Origin of the sequence: Gracilibacillus halophilus YIM-C55.5, assembly GCF_000359605.1 — a bacterium.
Classification (GTDB): Bacteria; Bacillota; Bacilli; order Bacillales; family Amphibacillaceae; genus Gracilibacillus; species Gracilibacillus halophilus.
In genome coordinates this window covers 31,561-52,882 of sequence record NZ_APML01000007.1, presented here as the reverse complement: position 1 = coordinate 52,882, position 21,322 = coordinate 31,561, and the positions used below count along the sequence as shown (strand labels likewise).

Sequence of the window (21,322 nt, the reverse complement as noted above, 5' to 3'; positions counted from 1 at the left end):
GGATTCATGATGAAGTTGACGATTGATATTGATGATAAGTATTCAGAACCGTCTATCACGATTCAGTCGAATGAATGGTCTGAGGAATTAGAAGAAATTGCCGCGATGATTAAAGGAAAAAAGAAAAAGCGGTTGTTCGGTGTTGAAAAGGAGCAAACTGTACTTTTGGAACCACATGAGATTGATTATATTTACGCCGAACAACGCAAAGTGTATGCGTGTATCGGAAACCGTGATATTGAAATTCGGCGTAAGCTTTATGAGGTTGAAGAGATGTTAGCGTCATATGGCTTTATGCGTTTTTCGAAGTCGGTCATCGGTAATTTGAACCATATTGCGCGTTTTGAATTGTCATTTAACGGCAATCTCTGCGCCTATTTTCATTCAGGGAATAAGGAATATATTACACGAAAATTTGTCGTACCGATCAAAGACCAATTGCAGATGGGAGGAGATTCCGATGATCGTTGAAGCTATCAAACGATGTATGTTAGGTATCGCATATAGTGGACTCATTACATTTAGTATTATTACCATTCTACATTTTACGGAAACGGAGACCTCTGTGTCACAAATTTGGTCGCATATGTTGTATTCCCTTCTTCTTGGTATCTATTTTGGATTGGCGTCCTTTATTTTTGGTGATAATGACTGGAGTATTTTGAAGCAGACGGTCACACATTTTGTCCTGTCGATTAGCTTTTACTACATGATTGCATTATCAGCTGGTTGGGTATCCTTAACGTTTTCTTCCGTGTTTTGGACCAGTATCATGTTTGTTCTGATTTATGTGGTCTTTTGGTTCGGACACTATTTGTATTATAAACGATTGGAGAAAATTATGAACGCACATCTTTCAGAAAAAGATTAACTGTTTAAGTGCCGACTTTTATTAGGAAGTCGGTACTTTTTTATACATAAATCGAGCCAGAAAGGAAAATATATACGTGAATGTTAATAATGACAGGAGGTTATCATTGTGCAAAACCAAAATCAAAATCAAATGCAAGGTGGTACACAAATGCCGCAAAACATGGCTAATCAGTCAACCAGTTATAATCATGGTGCGCATGAAATGCTCGATGCACATGAATTAATTGGTGATTTAATTGGTGCGTTGGAGCAGTATCAACTTTACGATCAGCATATTCAAGATCAAGAATTGAAAGATATTCTTCAACGACAGTCATCATTTATGACACAAATGTATAATACTCTTATTGACGCGTTTCAAACAGGGCAAGATCCAAAAGTTCCGACACAACAGTATAAAATGCAACAAAGCAACGAAGTAACCTATGGCATGCAACCGGGGCAACCGAAAAAGCCAAAACAATCTGTAAATGAGTTATCTGACGAATGTTTTTCTTCATTTATGTTAGGACAGATGAAAGCACTTGCCTCAACGCTAACAATGGCCGGAACGGAAGTGAATAATCCAGTATTACGTCGAATTATTGGAGACAGTGTGCCAAACGTTATCGAGATGGGGTATGAGTTGTTCCTATATCAAAATAAACATGGCTATTACCAAGTACCACAGCTGAACCAACAGGATATGAACACAATGTTGCAAGGTTATGCGAAAGCCCCTCAACAACGCATGCATTAAGTCAACCAATTGTACACATATAGCCTCACTCCCCCAAGCGTTGATACGAAATCACGTTTTGGGGGTTTTTGTTTGATCGAATCGCTGATAGTTGAAACCTCATCATGGGTGATGCTTGTGAATCTTACGATAATATTCCTGTGTCCCACTGAATACAATAAACCGAAGAATTGTATAAAGGGGGATGCTACGATTTTGCAAGCGAATTATGTAGATAGTGCTGTTTTTGAACATCAATTTTGGCTGCAGATACTTGGTGATCACGCACGTTTCATTCATGATTCTCTTTATCCATCAGCTAAGAATGATATCGAGACGGCAAAACACTTTATTTCACAGTATGATCAGTTTTTGAATCAAGTTAAAGATATGACCGAATCCCATGCGATTTCTTTTTCGAAAAAGATAGAAAAGGTCACACAACAATTTCGACAGTTTAAATTATCATTAATTAAACGTCATATTACGGGGCAGATGCCGATTCATTTGAGTCCGACATTCGTAAATCATATGGTCAATGAGTTAGAAGAATACTTACGAATTATTGACTATTTGAAAGAAGGAGAAATTCCACCTATTTTTCATGAATTACATCATCATCTTGTATGGCTGGTAGATGCCTCTGGTCATGCTGGTGCGATTAACGATCGGTTAGATGGTGTGGAGAAACGACTAAAAAAGAAAAGCCGTGAATTCACGAAACACTTTGACCAGTTTTATTTAAAAGCCATCGAATTGACGGGTTATTTACGAACCAATGTGACATCGTTCCCGGCATTGAACAAATTTAATAACGATATAGAGATTGAATTGGGTTTATTTAAGACCTTTTTAAATGAATTAGAGGAAATGGAGTTAACGGCCGAAGTATTAGGGACATTTTCGGCATCGATGGCAGATCATATGGCGCGAGAAGAACAATATTATTTGATGAAATTGGCTGAATCCAAACGTGCTGCAGAAACGTAATTTTGTAAGGATGGGGATGTCCCTATCCTTTTCATATTCTCATACATTTGTGAAGAAGGAATTTTATACATAGAAGTAGAAATAGTCACTAAAGCAATTCAATTATAACTATGGAGTGTAGAGAAATGGATGATTTACGTTGGCCTAAGGAAGCATTCATACATCCAGAAGGTGAAAATAAAGAAGAAGTCCGACAATTAGCTGAATCTATTATGGATAAAGTTCTTGATTATGCTAGCTCTGTCACGGAATATCCTCCATTGCCTAAGGAAAGTGATTTTGAAATACCATCAATTTCGGGAGAAGGTGTATCAAATCGAGAACTGATTCATCAGATTCAAGAGTTGATAGATTGTTCAATGAATCCGAATCATCCTCGATATATTGGACATATGGATTCCATTCCGACTTTTGTTTCCTGCCTTGGGGAATTGGTTAGTACATTTCTGAATAACAATATGCTGAGTCTCGAAATGTCGCCGTTCTTGTCGCGTTTGGAAGTGCATGTTCTTGAAGTGATTGGGCAAATGTTTGGATATAACGAACAGGCAGGTGGCGTGATGGTAAGCGGTGGCACCTTGGCAAATTTAGAGGCACTGGCTGTTGCTCGTAATCAAGCATTTTCAGTAATGGAAAATGGTCTAACCGAGATTAAAGGAAAACCGGTTATTTTTGCATCTGACGTTTGTCATGCGTCGATTCAAAAAGCTTGTATGCTTTTAGGACTGGGTACATCAGCGGTCATCTCTGTTAAAACCAATGACCACTCAAAATTAGACGTTCATGATTTAGAGCTTCAAATTGAGCGAGCATATGATCAAGGAAAACGTCCATTTGCAATTGTAGCAACAGCAGGAACGACAGTGACAGGTAATATTGATCCGATTTTCGATATTTCTCAATTGGCGGATAAGTATCAATTGTGGCTTCATGTAGATGCAGCGTATGGAGGTGCGCTTGTTTTTTCTGATCTCGAAAGACATCGCTTGAAAGGTATTGCACAGGCTGATTCAATTACATTTAATCCTCAAAAATGGATGTATATCGCGAAAACGTGCGCAATGGTTTTGTTTAAAGATCGACAAGTATTGGAAGGTGACTTTCGTATATCAGCTCCTTATATGAATGAGGTGGCATTTACAAACCTTGGTGAAATTAATGTGCAAGGAACGCGGCATGCTGATATCGTGAAGTTATGGTTATCATTACAATATATTGGGTTAAATGGTTATCAACAACTCATTGATCAAGGTTATCGGTTCACAAAGATATTTACCGAAGAAGTACGCAAACGTTCTTTTTTGGTGCTTCAGGCTGAGCCAGAAACGAATATTTGTTGTTTTCGAGGAGAACCAGCTTATTTGCCCAAGGAAAAATGGGATGATTGGAATCGAGAATTGCAACAACAACTGTTAGATGCCTCGCATACCTTTGTATCACTTCCGTTGTATCGTGGAGAGAGATGGTTAAGGGCAGTGTTACTTAACCCTTTTACGTCTAGAAGCCAAATACAAGACATATTTAAACAGGTAGATATATTTTATGATCACTATTTAGAAAGTAAATAAAATAGTGTGTTTTCGTGTTTTTTAAGTATATTTAGTCTCGTTTGGATATATTTGGATTGAAGTCTGTAATTCTAGCCTGAAGAAAAGATATCTGGCCTGAGTGGTATAATTCTCGCTTGATTCAAATGATTCTGGCGTGAGTGTAAGAATTCTGGCTTGAGGGCCAGAATTCTTATCGTTTACAGTGATGGATAATCACAATATTCAATGATGGTACCTTCGGTGTCAGCAGGATTTAAATAAATGAGTCGTCTACCGTGCTTATTGGTTCGTAAGGTATCTTTCATGACACGAATGCCTTCTGCTTGTAACTCCTTTAATGCTTGATCCAAATCGTCTACGTGATAAGCAATATGGTGGACGCCTTTTCCTTTTTGTTTGATAAATCGGGCAATGGGAGATGTTGTATTATTAGTTGGCAACAAGAGTTCTGTTCGCGTGCCATTAATATCAATGATTGCAATTTCACTTTCGACACCCGTTGCTTCACTTCGATACCGGTCAATCAACGTTCCACCTAATATATTTGTATAAAAATCGATGCTACCGTCTAAATCACGTACGGCTACACCAATGTGGTCGAGTTCCTTATTCATAAATATTCCCTCCGTAAGATCCATTTTCAGTCTTTACTTAAAACATGACGTAAGATGCGATAAAATACAAGATAATTGTGGCCGCAGACGGCAGAGCATACGTAATCATCCGTTTGACTGATGGACGTAATAATATATAAATGGTTAGAGCCATCATAGCCAGTCCTAGTAATGCGGTTGTTAGGTTCGACGTACTAGAAGCATTGAGAATCGATGCTTCGCGGTAGAATATATCAGTGACGACGAGAAGTTGTAGGTTGAAAATATTGCTACCTAAAATCGAACCGATCGCTAAAGAATACTTCATCATTTGAAAAGCAGCAAGAACAGTTACTAACTCTGGTAAAGAGGTCGATGCAGCGATTAAAAAGCTACCGACAAAGCTTGCGTTCATTCCTGTTTGTTGTGCAATCATATCACCCGTAATCGTTAGCACGCTACCTGCTATAAAAACGGTGAGAGCTGCTAAAGTAAAACGAAAGATTCCTTGTTTTAACGATAGTGAAGATGTCTGTTCGACTTCCTCCTCTTCGCCATCTAGCTTTTTCATGACTATTAAATAAATGAAAATCAGCAAATACATCTCGCCACCAACTGATAGAAAGCTGGGTGAGTGATCCCATAATATCGCAACAACGAGTAAGCCAGTCATTGCAAATCCCGTATTGGCAATCGGTAAATGGGAGCTTACCTCAATTTGATTGAAGACTTTTCTTTGCCGATAAATAAAGTCAAACGCCATTAAAATTAAAATGTTGAATACATTACTTCCGAGCATATTACCAACAGCGATGTCTGGGTTATCAATATAGACCGCTGTTAGACTAGTCGTTAACTCGGGTAGGCTTGTTGCGCCACCGATCAGAAATGTTCCCACCATTGCTCCATTCCAAGTTGATTTTTGGTTAATCACATCACCGTATTTATTTAATTGGATCGCAGCAAAAATGACGATAATGGCCGCGGTCAGAAAAATAGCAAATACCATTATGGTTTGTCCCCCTATGATCACAACTATATCTAGTTTACTAGAATTATATATTTTTGGCACCTAGAAAGCGTGAAACTTTTGTAAATGATTAAAGATTCGGAAAATTATGTCGATACATAGGTGTGTAGTTATAGTATAAAAGAATCATCAAGAGGGTGTGATCAAGTGAAATTTCAATGGAATCCGAAAAAATGGTGGCAGGTCATTAAACAACAGAAAGGGCTATTACGAACAAAATTAATGGTTGCTTTTTTAGCCATATTAATTATTCCAAGTACCATAATAGGTTATTTTTCCTATGTAACCGCTAAAGATGAAGTCCATAATCAAATTTCAAATGGGGCGAAATCGAGTCTTACTCTTGTTGAAAGTAATACAGAACAATTTATTAATATGGCTACAAAGAATTTAAATGTATTAACAGATAGTCTTAGCATGTATTCAATACCAGATGATGAAGTGGATATCACATCATTAATGGATTATTATGTGACGAGTAATGAGGACATTTTATCAACAACCGTTGCATTGCAAGATGGTACATATGTAGGAACACCGACAAACGATGAAGAAACATTTGATCCTACTGAGGCTAATTGGTATACAAATGCGACTGAAACTGATGGGGACGTAGCTATCTCTAATGTAGTTCAGAGTCATTCGACAAACAAGTGGGCAGTTCGTTTATCTAAGCCATTACCGAACCAACAAGGTGTTGTACAATTGACGGTTAATTTAGCACCGCTAGCACAAGCTGTACAAACCACTCAATTAGGTGATACAGGTACTATGGCGATATTAGATAATAATGGAAACATCGTAACGGGTACGGGTTTTATATTTGATAGTGGAGAGATTCAGCAAGGGGATAACTTTGCGATAGCGAGTGGTGAACCAACTGAAGATGGAGAGGTTAGGGTAAGTGAAGTTCAAATCACCATGCCAACAGAACTTTATGAAACGACAGAGTCAACGACTGGGTGGACGATCACCGGTTTAATCGCACTAGATGACTATAACGTAGCAGCTGCACCAATATTAAAAATCGTATTAATTGTACTTGCAATCTCAGCAGTACTCGGTGTTCTATTACTTATTGCCACGTTACGGACGGTCTTAGTGCCAATAAGAGAACTAGGTGAAAGTGTTCGAAATGTTCGTGATGGTCATTTGAATGAACAAGTCGAAGTGAAACGTCATGATGAAGTAGGGCAATTAGCAGAAGACTTTAATGAAATGACCGGTTCATTACGCACAGTTGTAAAAGAAGTAAAAGAGAGTTCGTCGGTATTAACGAGCACATCAAAATCGATTAAAGAAAGCACGGATGAGACGACAAAATCGGTTGAGGAAGTCGTCAATACGATCCAAGAAACTGCTGAAACCGCCTCAAGCGGAGCAGAAGCAACAGAGAAAACATCTGAAGCAGTAAATGAAATGGCAACAGGTATGCAGTCGATTACGGATTCGGTTCAAGTGATTGCAGATACAGTGAACCAGGCCGAACAAAATGTGGGTCATGGCAGTCAGACAGTGACCAATGTAAGAGAACAGATGAATCAAATTCAAGGTGCCGTACAAGAGTCTTCAGACATGATTCAACAGTTATCTGACCTTTCAAATGAAGCAATCAAAATGAATAGCGCGATTGGCGATATTGCAGAACAAACCAATTTGTTAAGCTTAAATGCATCCATTGAAGCAGCGCGTTCCGGTGAATACGGCAAAGGTTTCGCAGTTGTCGCAAATGAGATTCTCAAGCTATCTGACCAGTCAAAAGAAGTAGCAGACGGGATTAATGAGACGATCAAGAAGATGATTCATATTGTGGACAAGACAACCGAAACGATGCAAGGTAATGTGCATCACCAGTTAAGTCAAGGTATGAAAATTAGTGAAGAGGCTGACGAGGCTTTTGAAAGTATTGAGAACTCAACAACACAAATTGTTGAGCAAGTTCAGGAAATCTCCAGTATTAGTGAACAGATTTCAGCAGGTACAAAACAAGTCACTGATAACGTAAACGAATTAGAGAAAGTGACGAAATTAGCTGCAGATAGTGCACATACAACATCTGCTTCTGCTGAAGAACAGATGGCAGCAATGGAGGAAATAAATTCTGTTACACAACAATTATCTGATATGGCGAATAATTTAGAAGATCTTGTTAAGAAATTTTCGTTATAAAGTTATATAGAACATCTATGAGCGGCGATCCTTACTAAGTTAAGGGTCGTCGTTTTTTATGGAATATGCTATGATTTAGGCAAAGGAGGTACTTATGCGTACGAGTCGTTTAATATATATCGGATTAATTATTGGTTTATTGGTAGCCGTAGGTTTTTCGGTTTACTTTTATCAACAAGTACAACATTATGATGCACAAATCGAAACAGCGAATGCCTCCTCGGATGAGCTTCCGAAATATCACTTTGCTTTGATTGGTGAGGAAATGGATCATGATTATTGGCGCTTAGTGGGACAGGGAGCGAAAGCAATGGAGGATCATCATAACGTGTTTATTGAATATGAAGGACCGAGGCGTTCGAATCCAGACGAACAGTTAAAGTTACTTGATATGGCGATTCAATCACAAGTAGATGGTATTATTGTGCAAGCTTTAAATGATCAATTTGAGCCGCTAATTAATCAGGCGGTCAATAACGGGATTCCTGTCATTACGATTGATACAGATGCGCCAGATAGTCTTCGTTCAACATATATAGGAACAGATAATTATAAAGCCGGACAACTAGCAGGACAAGCATTACTAGAGGACACAAGTGGTGAAGTGAACGTAGGCATTGTGACAGGCAGTTTTAGTAATACGCATCATCAATTGCGCGTGGAAGGTTTTCGAAGTGTGGTTGATCAAGCAGATAACGTTGAAGTCGTTACGATTGAGGAATCCAATATTACTCGGGTTGTTGCTGAAGAGAAAGCACATAAAATGTTACAGGAATATCCTGATATCAATGCCTTGTACGGCACTAGTGCACTGGACGGGATCGGAATGGTCCGAGCGGCAGAGTCGTTGAATCAATTACAAGACTTATACATGGCTACGTTCGATACATTACCTGAAAATATCGCGTTATTAGAACAAGGAAAAGTCGATGTGCTTATCGGACAAAAACCGTATGAAATGGGAGAGCGAAGTGTGGAATTGATGTTAGAACTAATGAAGGGTCATATGATTCAAGATGTTTATCATACGGAGGCATCCGTTGTTCGGCAAAATAATGTCAATGCCATCAAGGATCAATTGGGTGACTTGCCATGATGAAAATACGTACGAAATTGCTATTGTATTTTGCGGCGGTTATTGTGTTAGTTGTACTTATGTTTTTTGTTAGGGAACAAAGTGTTCAACGATTAATGGATTTACGTGATGAAAGTACCGACTATAATTTTTTATTAAATGAAATTACTGATGTAACAGATCAAACGTATCAGTCATTACAGATTTATGTTCATGAGCCGATCGAAGAAAATGTCACCTACTATAGAGAGGATAAACAAGAACTAAAGGAACTACAACAACGGTTTGAAGAACGTACACAAATGACAATCGACAGAAAGAATTATATCCATTTACTATCAAGTTTTCTCGAATTAGCCGATCAAACAGTCGAAGGGGTGAAACAGGATCACATTGAACAATATTCACGTCATTTAAGTGAAGCAAACGATACAGCAACGTATATTCATGAAAAGACGTTAGAGTTAATCAATCAAGACTTAACCGCTTATCAAAAACTGATTTCACTCGAAGATCAGAAAGTCAAGCATACGAAAAATATGAGTACAACCATTTTTATTTCAATTATGCTAGCAAGTATTTTATTTGCTTTATGGTTCTCAAATAGTATCACAAGACCGATTGATCGATTGACTCACGCGGCGAAAGAGTTGTCAGCAGGTAACTATTCGGGAGAAGATGTTGAGACTTCGCAACGAAATGAGTTGTGGATATTAACCCATACATTTAATGAAATGAAGCACAGCATTAGACAGTCGGTGAAGGAAGTGAAGGAAAAAGCGCGACTATCACAATTAGTAAAAGAAATGGAATTAAGAAGCTTACAAAACCAGATTAATCCCCACTTCCTTTTTAATACATTGAATACAATCTCAAAAACGGCTTATATTGAGGATGCTGAACGAACAAGTCATTTGATTTCATCCGTATCAAGGCTCTTACGCTATAATATTGGCAGTCTTGATCGAGAAACCTATATCAAAGATGAAGTAGATATTGTGAATGAATACTTTTTTATCCAGCAAACACGTTTTGGCGATCGTGTGACATTTCATCAGCAAGTGGACGAGGATTGTTTATATACCCCGATTCCTTGTCTCACGTTACAACCGATTGTAGAAAATGCCTTCATGCACGGGATCGAGGAAATGTCTGAGGGCGCTGAAATCACCCTTAACATTACACAAGATCAAAGAAATGTATGGATTGAAATCAGAGATAATGGCGTAGGAATGGAGCAAGACACGTTGAACCGACTAATGAATGAGCGTAGTGATGGGACGTCGGAAGCAACCGAACGAAAAGGTCATTCAACGGGTATTGGTATTCGAAATGTCATCGATCGACTGGAGTTATTCGATAAACAAAGCAATGTCACCATTCAATCAACGGTCGGCCAAGGAACGACTGTGCTGATTCGTCTTAGAAAGGAGCGGGATCATGGTGAAAGTGATGTTGGTAGATGATGAAGCCATTGAACGTGAAGGGCTTCGGATGATCCTTCGTAAGAATCGTTCGGACTTTGAAGTCGTAGCAGAAGCGAAGAATGGGAAAGAAGCGGTGGACTATGCACTTTCTGAGCATCCTGATCTCGTTTTTATGGATATTAAAATGCCAGAATTTGATGGGCTCGTAGCGATTGAAAAGATCATCGAACAACAACCTAATACGAAGTTTGTCATGGTCTCTGCTTTTGATATGTTTGGGTATGCAAAGCGTGCCATGAAATTTGGTGTGAAAGAATATTTATTGAAACCAAGTAAAGTATCAGAAGTATTGGAAGCCTATGATCGCTTGGTAAAGGAAATTGAAGAAGAACGTCAAGAAGCAAACGATCGCATGCAACTTCATCAACGTATAGAACGAGCCAGTTCCATTATTGAAGCTGAGTTCATCGTGTCATTGATGATGGATCATGTTTTAGAGATTGGTGCAGATGATTGGAATGAATGGTTAGAAATTGATAAGACAGAAGGGTTTGCGGCTGTATTCTCATTTGTCACCGATCAACGAAATCCGAGTCGTGAAGAAAAGAGTAAGTGGTACCAAATCGTTAAGCAACAGTTGAAGGCGCAATCTGCTTCATGCTTTATTGGACCATTAACAGGATTTCAAGTACCGGTCTTTGTAGCCAGTTCATCTGATAAGTCACAGCGGGATGCTTTTGCAAGAAACGTAATTCCTGTCATTCAGAAGTCTCTTGATCAGTGTCAGATCAAAGTTGGTATGGGGGGATTAGTCTTGGACATTGATGAGTTCTCTCGTTCTTATGAAGAAGCGATTGATGCGTTAGAACTCGTTCGATACAAAACGAACGCCTCGTACCTTTCTTATACAGAAGAATTAAAAGAGAAGCGTAATGAATTGCTCCCTTTTGAAACAGAAAAAGTTCTCATCGATGCCATTAAGCAAGGTGATAGACAACGAGGGTTACAAGCGTTTGAGGATTATTTTCACTGGATTTCTCAACGTGCGAATTACCAAATACATTGGATTCAACAGGCAATGGAAGATTTTTTTATCGTACTCACAAGAGTTATGAAACAATTGGGATTCGAAGAAGACCTCCAGTTTCGTTTGGATCATTTTGAAACGACAACGCAAATGAAAGAAGCGGCGAAGTCACATGTCTTATATGTGATTGATCAAATCAACGAGTGGCGCGTAAGTGGTATAGAAGGTATGCTGATACAGGCAAAAGATTTCATTGATCAATATTATCATACACAAATTACACTAGAGGAAGTTGCGACAGACGTAGGGATTAGCACATATTATTTTAGTAAGTTGTTTAAAGAATATTTTCACGTAAGTTTTGTTGAATATTTAACCAATAAGCGACTCGAACAAGCGAAGGATTTATTATTAGATCAACGTTTACCATTAAAAGAAATTGCGCTGACCGTTGGCTATAAAGACCCCAACTATTTCAGTCGAGTGTTTAAAAAAGAAATGGGACTTTCCCCTAGTCAATACCGATATAAACACCAGACATAAAAAACCAACGATCGTGTGCGGTCGTTGGTTTTTTTGATAGGAACAAAAATGTCCAGTGTTTTGCAAAAAAATGAAGACGATTACAATTTGATAACGTGCGATACATGTTACATTAAAATCACTTCGCATAACCGATCACTTTCTTTACTTGAAATTATGAAAGCGGATAAAGAAAGCGGTTGTATGATTGTCACGATCTACAAACAAAAAAGGTTGAATATAGGGAGGACTTATCATGAAAAAAAAGCATTCTTTTTGGTATGTGATTTTAATTGCAGCATCAGCTGGTATGGCTGGTTTATTGTACGGTTTTGACACAGCTGTTATCTCTGGTGCAATCGGTTACTTACAAGAAGTATATAACTTAAGCCCAGCTATGGAAGGATGGGTGATCTCTTGTGTGATGATTGGCGGTGTCACAGGCGTAGCTCTATCAGGATTTCTTAGCGATAGATATGGTCGTAAAAAATTATTAATGGTTTCCGCTATTTTCTTTATTATTTCTGCGTTAGCATCAGCACTTGCAATAAACGTAACGATGCTAGTGTTCGCTCGTATCTTAGGCGGTTTAGGTATCGGTTTTGCATCCGCTTTATCAGTTACCTACATTAGTGAGTGTGCACCACCAGAAATTCGTGGACGTTTAGGTTCACTTTATCAACTATTCACTATCTTCGGTATTTGTGCAACTTTTTATATCAACTATGGTGTGGCTAATAGTGGGACGCATGAATGGGGACTAGAATTGGGTTGGCGTTGGATGCTCGGTTACGGAACAATACCAGGAATCATTTTTATGGTGTTACTATTCTTTATTCCAGAGAGCCCACGATTTTTAATTCAAAAAGGAAGAGACAAAGAAGCCTATCAAACATTAAAGCGTATTAATGGTGAAGAAATAGCTAAAAAAGAAGAGCAAGAGATTAAAGCATCGATTGAAGTTGAAAAAAGTACGTCCGCAAAAGAACTAATCAAACCAGGGTTGCGTATGGCAATGGGTGTAGGTATTTTTCTAGCACTATTCAACCAAGTGATTGGTATGAATGCGGTGACATATTACGGACCAGACATTTTCCGAAGCGTTGGTTTTGAAAATAATACTGAATTCTTGGCAACGAGTATTATCGGAAGCGTACAAGTTTTGTTCACGATTTTAGCGATTATGTTAATTGATAAATTGGGTCGTAAGAAATTGATGGCGATTGGATCAAGTTTGATGGCTGTATTTATGCTGCTTATTGGAAGCGTGTTCTATTTTGACCCAGCTAATGCAGGTGTGTTATTAATTATTTTAATTGCCGGTTTTACCGCTTCATTCTGTGTATCGATGGGGCCGATTCCGTGGATTATGATTCCAGAGATTTTCCCAAATCATATTCGCGCAAAAGCAGTCGGTATTGCCACCATCTTCCTGTGGGGAGCCAACTGGGCGATAGGACAATTCACACCGATGTTGATTAACAATATGGGTAGTGCCTTTACATTCTGGATGTTCGCTGCCATCAATGTCATTTGCTTTATCTTTGTGATGACCATTGTACCAGAAACAAAAAATAAAACATTAGAAGAAATCGGTGAACTGTGGAAATCAAAGAAAACGAAGAAGAAAAAAGTCAAAGAAGAAATGGTATCTTAAGTTCATGAAGGTATGGCTGTCTCAAGATGGGACAGCCTCTTTTTTTTATGAAATATTCGTGATGTGATATCACATAGCCTAGCGGGTTGGATGCACATTGCTTTACTGACTCTCTATTTTTTGATAGATTCTAAATCTGATTAAAATGATAGGAATAGGAGGGTGTAAAGTGGCAGCAACAAATAAAAGGAATCGGTCGCAAAAGTTTTTGTTCCGTATATTAGACGGTATTGAGTGGTTGGGGAATAAGTTGCCATCGCCTTTATTGTTATTTGCTATATTAGCGATTATTGTCATAGGATTATCAGGCATATTTTCCGGTGTTTCGGTAACGAATCCAACTTCTGATGAAACTGTCGAAGTAACGAATCTATTTAGTGCCGAAGGGATTCAATATATTTTTGAAAATGCAGTCGGTAATTTTATTGGTTTTGCTCCATTGGGCGCAGTTTTGGTGACGATGTTAGGTATTGGTCTCGCTGAACAAACGGGACTTGTACATGCCTTTCTAAAAGCAACTGTTTTTGCCTTTCCGAAACGGTTGATTACAGCAGCATTAGTATTTGCAGGGGTAATGTCGAGTCTGGCTATAAACGCGGGCTATGTCGTATTACCGCCATTAGGCGCCGTATTATTCTTGGGGTTAGGCCGGCATCCAATTGCAGGATTAGCGGCAGCGTTTGCTGGTGTATCCGGTGGCTTTGGTGCAAACTTATTTCTTACATCGACCGACGCGATTTTAAAAGAGCTAACGGCAGAAGCAGCTCAAACCATTGATCCTGCCTATGCAGACTCTATTGCAGTGTCGATGAATTGGTATTTTGCCGCAGTTTCTGTTGTTCTGATTACATTCATTGGTACTTGGGTAACGCATAAAATTATCGAACCGAGATTAGGGAAGTATGAAGGGGAAGCAACAGCAGACGGAGTCGAACAGTTAACGCATCATGAGAAAAAAGGAATGCAAAAAGCTGGTATCGGTTTTCTTATCACACTGGCTGTTATGGCTTATTTATCTTTTGGTCCTTTGCGTGGAGATGGCGCGTATCTTGAATCGCCATTTTTCAATTCATTGGTATTTGTAATTTTCGTGCTGTTCTTTGTTCCTGGTCTTGTGTACGGTATTTCGACGAAAGCGATCACCAATGACAAGGATTTAACGAAATTACTCGGTAATACCATGGCAAGCATGAGCGGGTATATTGCGCTAGCATTTACAGCTGGCCAGTTTATTGCCTATTTCCGTGAAACAAATATGGGCACAATTATCGCGTTCAAGGGTGCTGAATTTCTACAAAACACAGGTTTCGACGGCTTTGGCCTGATTCTTGTTTTTATTGCTTTAACGATGTTGATTAATTTCTTCATCGGTAGTTCATCAGCGAAATGGACCATATTGGCGCCTGTGTTAGTGCCGATTATGATGAATTTAGAATATTCTCCAGAATTTACAACCCTTGTGTATCGGATTTCTGATTCGGTGACAAATATGGTCACACCCTTGCTGTTGTATTTTCCAGTCATCGTTGCTTTTGCGCAACGGTATGAGAAAAAACTGGGAATTGGAACATTGATATCGATCATGATTCCTTATTCTGCAGCTTTTACGATTGGCTGGATCATTTTGCTTTTCTTATGGATGGTATTTGGTTTACCAGTAGGCCCAGGTGCCGGTATTCATTACTAATAATATATACATCTAAAAGAGACAGGTTTTCTTCGCTTCCGAAGTCACCTGTCTTCTTTATATATGGATCGCTTTCAGTTTTCTTCAGTGTTCTCACTGTCTGAATCGGATGGCGGTGTTTGCTCTCCCTCGCCTTGATCTTCAGGATGAGATTCCGGGTTGGCTGGTTGTTCTTGACTTGGAGGTTCCTTATGTTGCGATTGGTTTGCTTTCAATGTGTTCATTTCTTGTTTCATTCCTTGTATTTGTTGTTCGATGTCATTCATTTTCTTTTCCATCTCTGCTGTCATTTCTTGTTTAAGTTTTGCTATTCCTTGATTAACAGCTTGTGTGATCATTGCTTTCATTTCACTTTGAATTTTTGGATCTTTCATAAGTAATAGCATCGCATCAGCCATTTTTGAGCGCATGTCAGGGGACTGTGCAATGGCTTGAAATAATTCAATATTTTGTTCCATTAACTTTACTTTAAGATCGGAATCCTTTGCTATTGCTTGATTCATTTTCAATGTAAGTTGTTTCACTTGTTGACTCGTATCGGGATGATTTAGTGCCAATTCTTGTTCGGTTACATTTTGTTGCAGCAATTTCGACTGAATCGTTTTGTCCTCTTCTAACGCTTTTTTTCGAGCTTTTAGATTGGTTTCAACCATTGTTTTGTTCCGTTTACTGTCTTTTTGAATTTGTTTCGAAATGTCAACGGTCTGTTGTTTTAAAGATTCCCGTCCCTGTTTATCTTTCGCTAATAGCTGATTGGCTTCTATATTTATACGTAGCATATCCTTTCGCAAATTCGGGTCTGAAAGGATGGCTTCTTGTTCGATTAGATTATTTTTTAAAATTTGGTCTCGTGCTTCTGGGTCATTTAGTATCGTTTCCTTTCTACCTTCTGAGAACATGGACTGAATATTGTCGCTCATCGCCATATTCTGAATCGTTTCATCACCGATCTCGTTTTCTCCTGGTGTGCATCCAGTTATTATCAAGATAATCGCCATCATGAATGCTATTTTTGCTCGCATATTTGTTCGCCTCCTTTCGTGATCATTTTTTGTAAAAAGGAGCGAAATTATCATGTTTTGTTGTAGAGAATTTGTACCAAAGGAGAAGAAGAATGCTTGTTTTTACGGCTTGTACCATTTACTTGCGGCATCGTATCGGTAGATCACTTCTTTTTCATGATTAAGTGCAACTGGCTGAAGTGATGCAATGTTTGCAGAACCGGAAAAAAAGAATGGAATCATATCACGGTTTTGTGTACTTTTTATTTGTTGCTCGCCTTTTTTACCTGCTTGAATATAACCGATGTTATTATCGAATGATTGAACAACAAAAAAGGTGAAAGGTTGATCATAATGTGTATATGTGCTGATCATTTGTAGATCTTTTTTGTGAGCGGATATCTTACTGACGGTTCGACTACGATAAAGCAAGTTTGTCTTTTCTGAGGTCACTGTGACATAACTTTTCGTCTTTTCGTTTTTAAATACATAGAGGAACGTATCGTCGATTTTAAAGTGGTTCATGAATTGTACATGTTCTGTTTCTATTTGTAAGGAAGCTGCTTGTTCTGGGGTGAAGCGGTGACCAGTCAACAACAGTAAGCATACAATGAGTACTAAAATAAGGGATACTTGTTTTTTGTACATAACCGTTCTTCCTTTATCATAAGTAAGTTACTACACATACTTACTGCTGTATCAAAAGAAATATGCGATATATGGTAAGAAACTGCCCAAAAAGTAATCGAATCCTTTTGGACATGATGATCAGAAGGTATTTCATAGTTTCAACTATTCATTTGGCATCAAATCCTTTATACTAAACGGTAGAGAGTTGTAAAGGAAGGAATGGCTTATGACAGTAGAAAATGAAACCATAACGAGAATCGAACAAGATGGAAAAGAATATATTTTGATTGGAACGGCACATGTTTCTAAGCACAGTGCTGAACAAGTACAAGAAGTCATTGAAGCTGAACAACCAGATGCTGTATGTGTGGAATTGGATCAACAACGGTATGAATCTGTTGTCAAAGGTAATCAATGGAAGGATATGGACATTTTCCAAGTAATTAAGCAGAAGAAAGCGTCCCTTTTGTTGATGAATTTAGCCATATCATCCTTTCAGAAGCGAATGGCAAAACAGTTTGGTATTCAATCAGGCCAAGAAATGATTCAAGGAATCGAATCTGCTGAGAACGTCGGTGCTGAGCTAGTATTAGCCGATCGAAATATTCAAGTGACTTTTTCGAGAATTTGGCGCGGCATTGGTTTGAAAGGAAAACTGCTACTGCTTACTCAAGTCTTCGGTGGCGTATTTTCAAGAGAAACGATATCTGAAGAAGATTTAGAAAAAATGAAAAGTCAGGATGCCATTGATAGTGTGCTGAATGAATTTACAGAAGCATTTCCAAAGTTAAAGAAACCACTCATTGATGAGCGAGATCAATACTTGGCGCAAAAAATTAAACAGGCACCGGGTAAACGAATTGTAGCTGTGCTCGGTGCTGCTCATGTACCAGGCATTCAAAAAGAAATGAAGAATGACCAAGATTTGAATAAACTCAATCAGTTACCACCTAAGTCAAAGGCGCCAAAAGTGATTGCGTGGTCCATTCCTATTATCATTTTGGCCATCATTATTTCAACATTTTTGATGAACCCTGAAGCGGGCAAGCAACAAATTATTAGCTGGCTTGTATGGAATGGTGGTTTTTCAGCGTTAGGGACGGCGATAGCTTTTGGGCATCCGTTGGCTATTTTAACAGCGCTTGTTGCAGCCCCAATTACATCATTGAATCCGTTAATTGCTGCTGGTTGGTTTGCAGGTTTTGTCCAAGCGCTTGTCAAACGCCCGTATGTGTCAGATTTTGATAACTTATCGGAGGATGTTTTTACGGTCAAAGGGTTCTGGCGCAATAAAGTGACACGTATTTTGTTAATTGTCGTGCTTGCGAATTTAGGTAGTACGCTTGGTACCTTTATCGGAGGCATCGATGTCATCCGTCTATTCTTTAATAACTTTTAACGAATGGCCTTGTCATAGAAATGGCAGGGCTTTTTCTATACGTAAATACTTGATTGTATATGAAGCTAGAAAAATTTTAGTGAAGCCAGGAAAATAGGAGATCAATTCTGTTTCTGTTATGTATAAAGCACTAATTTTTACAAAATACTAGAACAAGTGTTCGTATTTGTGTTATACTTGGGACGACCCTCTCAAGAAAGGGGGTGGTAGATGTGGAAGTGGTGCTGGCGTTTCTGGCAGTCAGTTTAAGTATACTGGTTGCGGTGTTAAACCTAATCACAGCAGTCATCAACCTCAAACGCCTAAACAAAAAAGATCATCGCTCTGCCAAGCGACGATCTCCATAAGACCACATGAGTGTGGGTATCATGCTCACACTCATTCCATATTCTACTTTTATTATACATCAAATATGCATGATTTGTAAATTATATTGATTACGTTTCAATGGCATCTTGGATTGTTTGTTCAATCGTTGGGAATCGAAATGAGAAACCAGCATCAGTCAGTCTTTGCGGGACCACCCAACGGCTTTTGAGCATTAATTCTGTTTCTGTACGAATAAGTAATGCGCCTAACTCAAGCAGTGGTTTCGGTGCAGGTAGTCCAAACTGACGATTCATCGACTGTCGAATAGTTTGCATGAATTCTTTGTTGTTGACTGGATGAGGTGCGGAACAATTAAATATACCATGTAACTCCTTTTTATCTTGTAAGAATAAAACAATCTGAAATAAATCCTCCACATGAATGAAACTAAACATTTGCTTGCCAGAACCTTGTTTTCCACCGAGCCCAAACTTCACTAATTGTTTATAAGGTGTAAGAACCCCACCGTTTGGCCCCAAGACAATTGCAATGCGTAAAGCGACTTGTCTTGTTTCAGATAGTGAAAACTGGAAAAATGCTTGTTCCCATTTTTCTGCGACATCAACTGAAAAACCAGTGCCTAATTCACCGTTTTCTTCTGTCATCGGTCGATCTTCAGCGTGTCGGTAGATAGTAGCCGTACTTGCGTTCACCCATAATGGTGGAGGATGTTCACATTGTTGAATGGCTTCACCGAGGATATGAGTCGTGCCCGTTCTTGACTGATAGATTTCTTTTCGATTTTTACGATGATATCGGCAATTCACCGATTTCCCCGCTAAATTGATTAACAAATCAGCGTGCTCTAATGTGTCGCGGATGGTGTCTTTTTGATTCCATGTTATATTTGCGTTTCTAGAAATAATATAAACGGTGTAGCCTAACTTTTGAAAATGACTTTTAAAATATTTTCCAATAAATCCAGTCCCGCCAGCAATGACAACTTTTTTTCCCAAATGATTCGCCTCCATCCCTATAATTTTCCTTGTTATCTATCATCATATCAAATCATTTCTCGATACCAAAATGACAGAAAAACTTCGTAAGATTTGCTATAATAGACGGAAAAGATGTAACGAATGGTGATTCAACATACATTAGGAGCATCAGTGAAGGAATTTGGAGGAAAAAACATGACATACACAGATGATAGCTTAATGTTACATACGGATTTATATCAAATTAATATGGCAGAAACATACTGGCGTGATGGCATTGACCAACGCCAAGCTGTGTTTGATTTATATTTTCGCAACTTGCCGTTTGATAATGGATATGCGATTTTTGCTGGGTTGGAAAGGGTTTTAGCGTTTATCCGTAACTTTGGCTTTAGTGAAAGTGACATTACGTATTTAAAGGAAGTCGGCGAATATGATGATGATTTTTTAGACTATCTGCGACATATGCGATTTACTGGGTCGATTTATTCGATGAAAGAAGGTGAATTAGCTTTTCATAATGTCCCGATGATGCGGGTGGAGGCTCCGCTAGCTGAAGCGCAGTTAATTGAGACGCCATTGTTAAATATGGTCAATTATCAGACGTTAATTGCCACCAAAGCGTCGCGAATTAAACATGTCGTCGGTGAACAGACAGTTATGGAATTCGGTTCTAGACGTGCTCATGAAACAGATGCAGCGGTTTGGGGAACGCGTGCTGCTTATATTGGTGGCTTTTCTTCAACGAGTAATGTCAGAGCTGGGAAAATATTTGGCATTCCTGTATCTGGCACGCATGCACATTCTATGATTCAAGCGTATAGAGATGAATATCAAGCATTTAAAAAGTACGCTGAAACGCATGAAGATTGTGTCTTCTTAGTCGATACGTATGATACGATTCGCTCAGGTGTTCCCAATGCGATTAAAGTAGCTAAGGAACTAGGGGATCGCATCAATTTTATTGGTATTCGGTTAGATAGCGGTGACCTTGCTTATTTATCGAAAAAAGCAAGAAAATTGTTAGATGAAGCTGGTTTTACTGAAGCAAAGATCATCGCCTCCAATGATTTAGATGAATATACTATTATGAATTTGCAGGCACAAGGGGCAAAAATTGATATATACGGAATTGGAACGAAGCTGATTACCGCATACGATCAAGCTTCTCTCGGCGGTGTTTATAAACTGGTTGCGATTGAGAATGAGCAAGGTGAGTTAGTCGATACGATCAAAATTTCTGCCAATCCGGAAAAAATGACAACCCCGGCTCGAAAGCGAGTATTCCGAATTATTAATAATCACAACGGTCACTCAGAAGGTGATTATATTGCGCTTGCTGATGAGAATCCACAAGCAGAGGATCGATTGAAGATGTTTCATCCCGTGCACACTTACATCAGTAAGTTTATCACTGACTTTACTGCGTGGGAGTTACATGAATCGGTCGTCGTTAACGGGGACATCCAATATGAAAGTCCAAGTGTGCAAGATATGCAGGATTTTGCTCAAAAGAATCTCGGTGTGCTTTGGGAAGAGTATAAACGAACGATGAATCCTGAAGAATATCCAGTTGATTTAAGCGAAGAATGTTGGAATAATAAGATGAATCGAATCAAAGAAATTAAACGAAAAGTAAAAGAAATGGTAAAATAGATGGAGAAGGA

At 38.7% G+C, this 21,322-nt stretch carries 19 protein-coding genes; 14 read left to right on the top strand and 5 right to left on the bottom strand.

Translation table 11 applies throughout. From position 1 onward, the window contains the following. Positions 1-9: 9 nt before the first annotated feature. From J416_RS02225 to J416_RS02205, 5 genes are all read left to right on the top strand, one after another. Positions 10-471 (top strand): LytTR family DNA-binding domain-containing protein, encoded by a 462-nt coding sequence (locus J416_RS02225; RefSeq protein ID WP_003463852.1) that lies wholly within the window; start codon positions 10-12, stop codon positions 469-471. After that, on the top strand, positions 461-871 hold the full coding sequence (locus tag J416_RS02220) for a DUF3021 domain-containing protein (RefSeq protein WP_003463849.1): 411 nt from the start codon (positions 461-463) through the stop codon (positions 869-871). The genes J416_RS02225 and J416_RS02220 overlap by 11 nt, the downstream gene beginning before the upstream one ends. Before the next feature lie 108 nt (positions 872-979). Beyond that, on the top strand, positions 980-1,612 hold the full coding sequence (locus J416_RS02215) for a spore coat protein (RefSeq protein WP_003463846.1): 633 nt from the start codon (positions 980-982) through the stop codon (positions 1,610-1,612). A gap of 195 nt (positions 1,613-1,807) precedes the next feature. Continuing rightward, positions 1,808-2,581, top strand: a complete 774-nt coding sequence (locus J416_RS02210; protein WP_003463835.1) for a DUF2935 domain-containing protein — start codon at positions 1,808-1,810, stop codon at positions 2,579-2,581. Between the two features lie 125 nt (positions 2,582-2,706). Continuing rightward, positions 2,707-4,149 (top strand): pyridoxal phosphate-dependent decarboxylase family protein, encoded by a 1,443-nt coding sequence (locus tag J416_RS02205; RefSeq protein WP_003463832.1) that lies wholly within the window; start codon positions 2,707-2,709, stop codon positions 4,147-4,149. Positions 4,150-4,328: 179 nt separating this feature from the next. Here J416_RS02205 and J416_RS02200 read toward each other — a convergent pair whose 3' ends face one another. Together J416_RS02200 and J416_RS02195 are read right to left on the bottom strand one after the other, a co-directional pair. After that, entirely contained in the window at positions 4,329-4,745 is a 417-nt protein-coding gene (locus J416_RS02200) for a VOC family protein (RefSeq protein WP_003463830.1), read from the bottom strand. A 37-nt stretch (positions 4,746-4,782) separates the two neighbouring features. Beyond that, complete coding sequence (locus J416_RS02195; RefSeq protein ID WP_003463828.1) at positions 4,783-5,733, bottom strand: sodium:calcium antiporter; 951 nt, start codon at positions 5,731-5,733, stop codon at positions 4,783-4,785. 168 nt (positions 5,734-5,901) lie between these two features. Between J416_RS02195 and J416_RS02190 the strand changes: the two genes are divergently transcribed. The 6 genes from J416_RS02190 to J416_RS02165 all read left to right on the top strand — a co-directional run bounded on the left by J416_RS02190 (position 5,902) and on the right by J416_RS02165 (position 15,318). Next, positions 5,902-7,923, top strand: a complete 2,022-nt coding sequence (locus J416_RS02190) for a methyl-accepting chemotaxis protein (protein ID WP_003463826.1) — start codon at positions 5,902-5,904, stop codon at positions 7,921-7,923. A 94-nt stretch (positions 7,924-8,017) separates the two neighbouring features. Continuing rightward, positions 8,018-9,019 carry a sugar-binding protein gene (locus J416_RS02185; protein WP_003463824.1) on the top strand — a complete coding sequence of 334 codons (1,002 nt, stop codon included), beginning with the start codon at positions 8,018-8,020 and terminating at the stop codon, positions 9,017-9,019. Next, positions 9,016-10,464, top strand: a complete 1,449-nt coding sequence (locus J416_RS02180) for a sensor histidine kinase (protein ID WP_156809479.1) — start codon at positions 9,016-9,018, stop codon at positions 10,462-10,464. Before J416_RS02185 ends, J416_RS02180 begins: the two co-directional genes overlap by 4 nt. Next, complete coding sequence (locus J416_RS02175; protein WP_003463801.1) at positions 10,439-11,995, top strand: response regulator; 1,557 nt, start codon at positions 10,439-10,441, stop codon at positions 11,993-11,995. Before J416_RS02180 ends, J416_RS02175 begins: the two co-directional genes overlap by 26 nt. 235 nt (positions 11,996-12,230) lie before the next feature. Next, positions 12,231-13,631, top strand: a complete 1,401-nt coding sequence (locus J416_RS02170; protein ID WP_003463798.1) for a sugar porter family MFS transporter — start codon at positions 12,231-12,233, stop codon at positions 13,629-13,631. Positions 13,632-13,800: 169 nt separating this feature from the next. Continuing rightward, positions 13,801-15,318, top strand: a complete 1,518-nt coding sequence (locus J416_RS02165; protein WP_003463796.1) for an AbgT family transporter — start codon at positions 13,801-13,803, stop codon at positions 15,316-15,318. A gap of 74 nt (positions 15,319-15,392) precedes the next feature. Here J416_RS02165 and J416_RS02160 read toward each other — a convergent pair whose 3' ends face one another. Continuing rightward, positions 15,393-16,340, bottom strand: a complete 948-nt coding sequence (locus J416_RS02160; protein WP_003463792.1) for a hypothetical protein — start codon at positions 16,338-16,340, stop codon at positions 15,393-15,395. A gap of 102 nt (positions 16,341-16,442) precedes the next feature. After that, on the bottom strand, positions 16,443-16,967 hold the full coding sequence (locus tag J416_RS02155; RefSeq protein WP_003463789.1) for a hypothetical protein: 525 nt from the start codon (positions 16,965-16,967) through the stop codon (positions 16,443-16,445). 208 nt (positions 16,968-17,175) lie between these two features. Between J416_RS02155 and J416_RS02150 the strand changes: the two genes are divergently transcribed. Next, positions 17,176-18,348 carry a TraB/GumN family protein gene (locus tag J416_RS02150; protein ID WP_003463786.1) on the top strand — a complete coding sequence of 391 codons (1,173 nt, stop codon included), beginning with the start codon at positions 17,176-17,178 and terminating at the stop codon, positions 18,346-18,348. Between the two features lie 212 nt (positions 18,349-18,560). Continuing rightward, positions 18,561-18,695, top strand: coding sequence for a hypothetical protein (locus tag J416_RS16380; protein ID WP_276116399.1), 135 nt, complete (start codon positions 18,561-18,563; stop codon positions 18,693-18,695). 90 nt (positions 18,696-18,785) lie between these two features. Here the strand turns inward: J416_RS16380 and J416_RS02145 are convergent, their stop codons facing one another. Continuing rightward, positions 18,786-19,673 (bottom strand): TIGR01777 family oxidoreductase, encoded by an 888-nt coding sequence (locus J416_RS02145; RefSeq protein WP_040512639.1) that lies wholly within the window; start codon positions 19,671-19,673, stop codon positions 18,786-18,788. Positions 19,674-19,850: 177 nt separating this feature from the next. On the opposite strand from J416_RS02145, the gene J416_RS02140 reads away from it, so the two are divergent. Continuing rightward, complete coding sequence (locus tag J416_RS02140; RefSeq protein WP_040512663.1) at positions 19,851-21,311, top strand: nicotinate phosphoribosyltransferase; 1,461 nt, start codon at positions 19,851-19,853, stop codon at positions 21,309-21,311. Positions 21,312-21,322 lie beyond the last annotated feature (11 nt).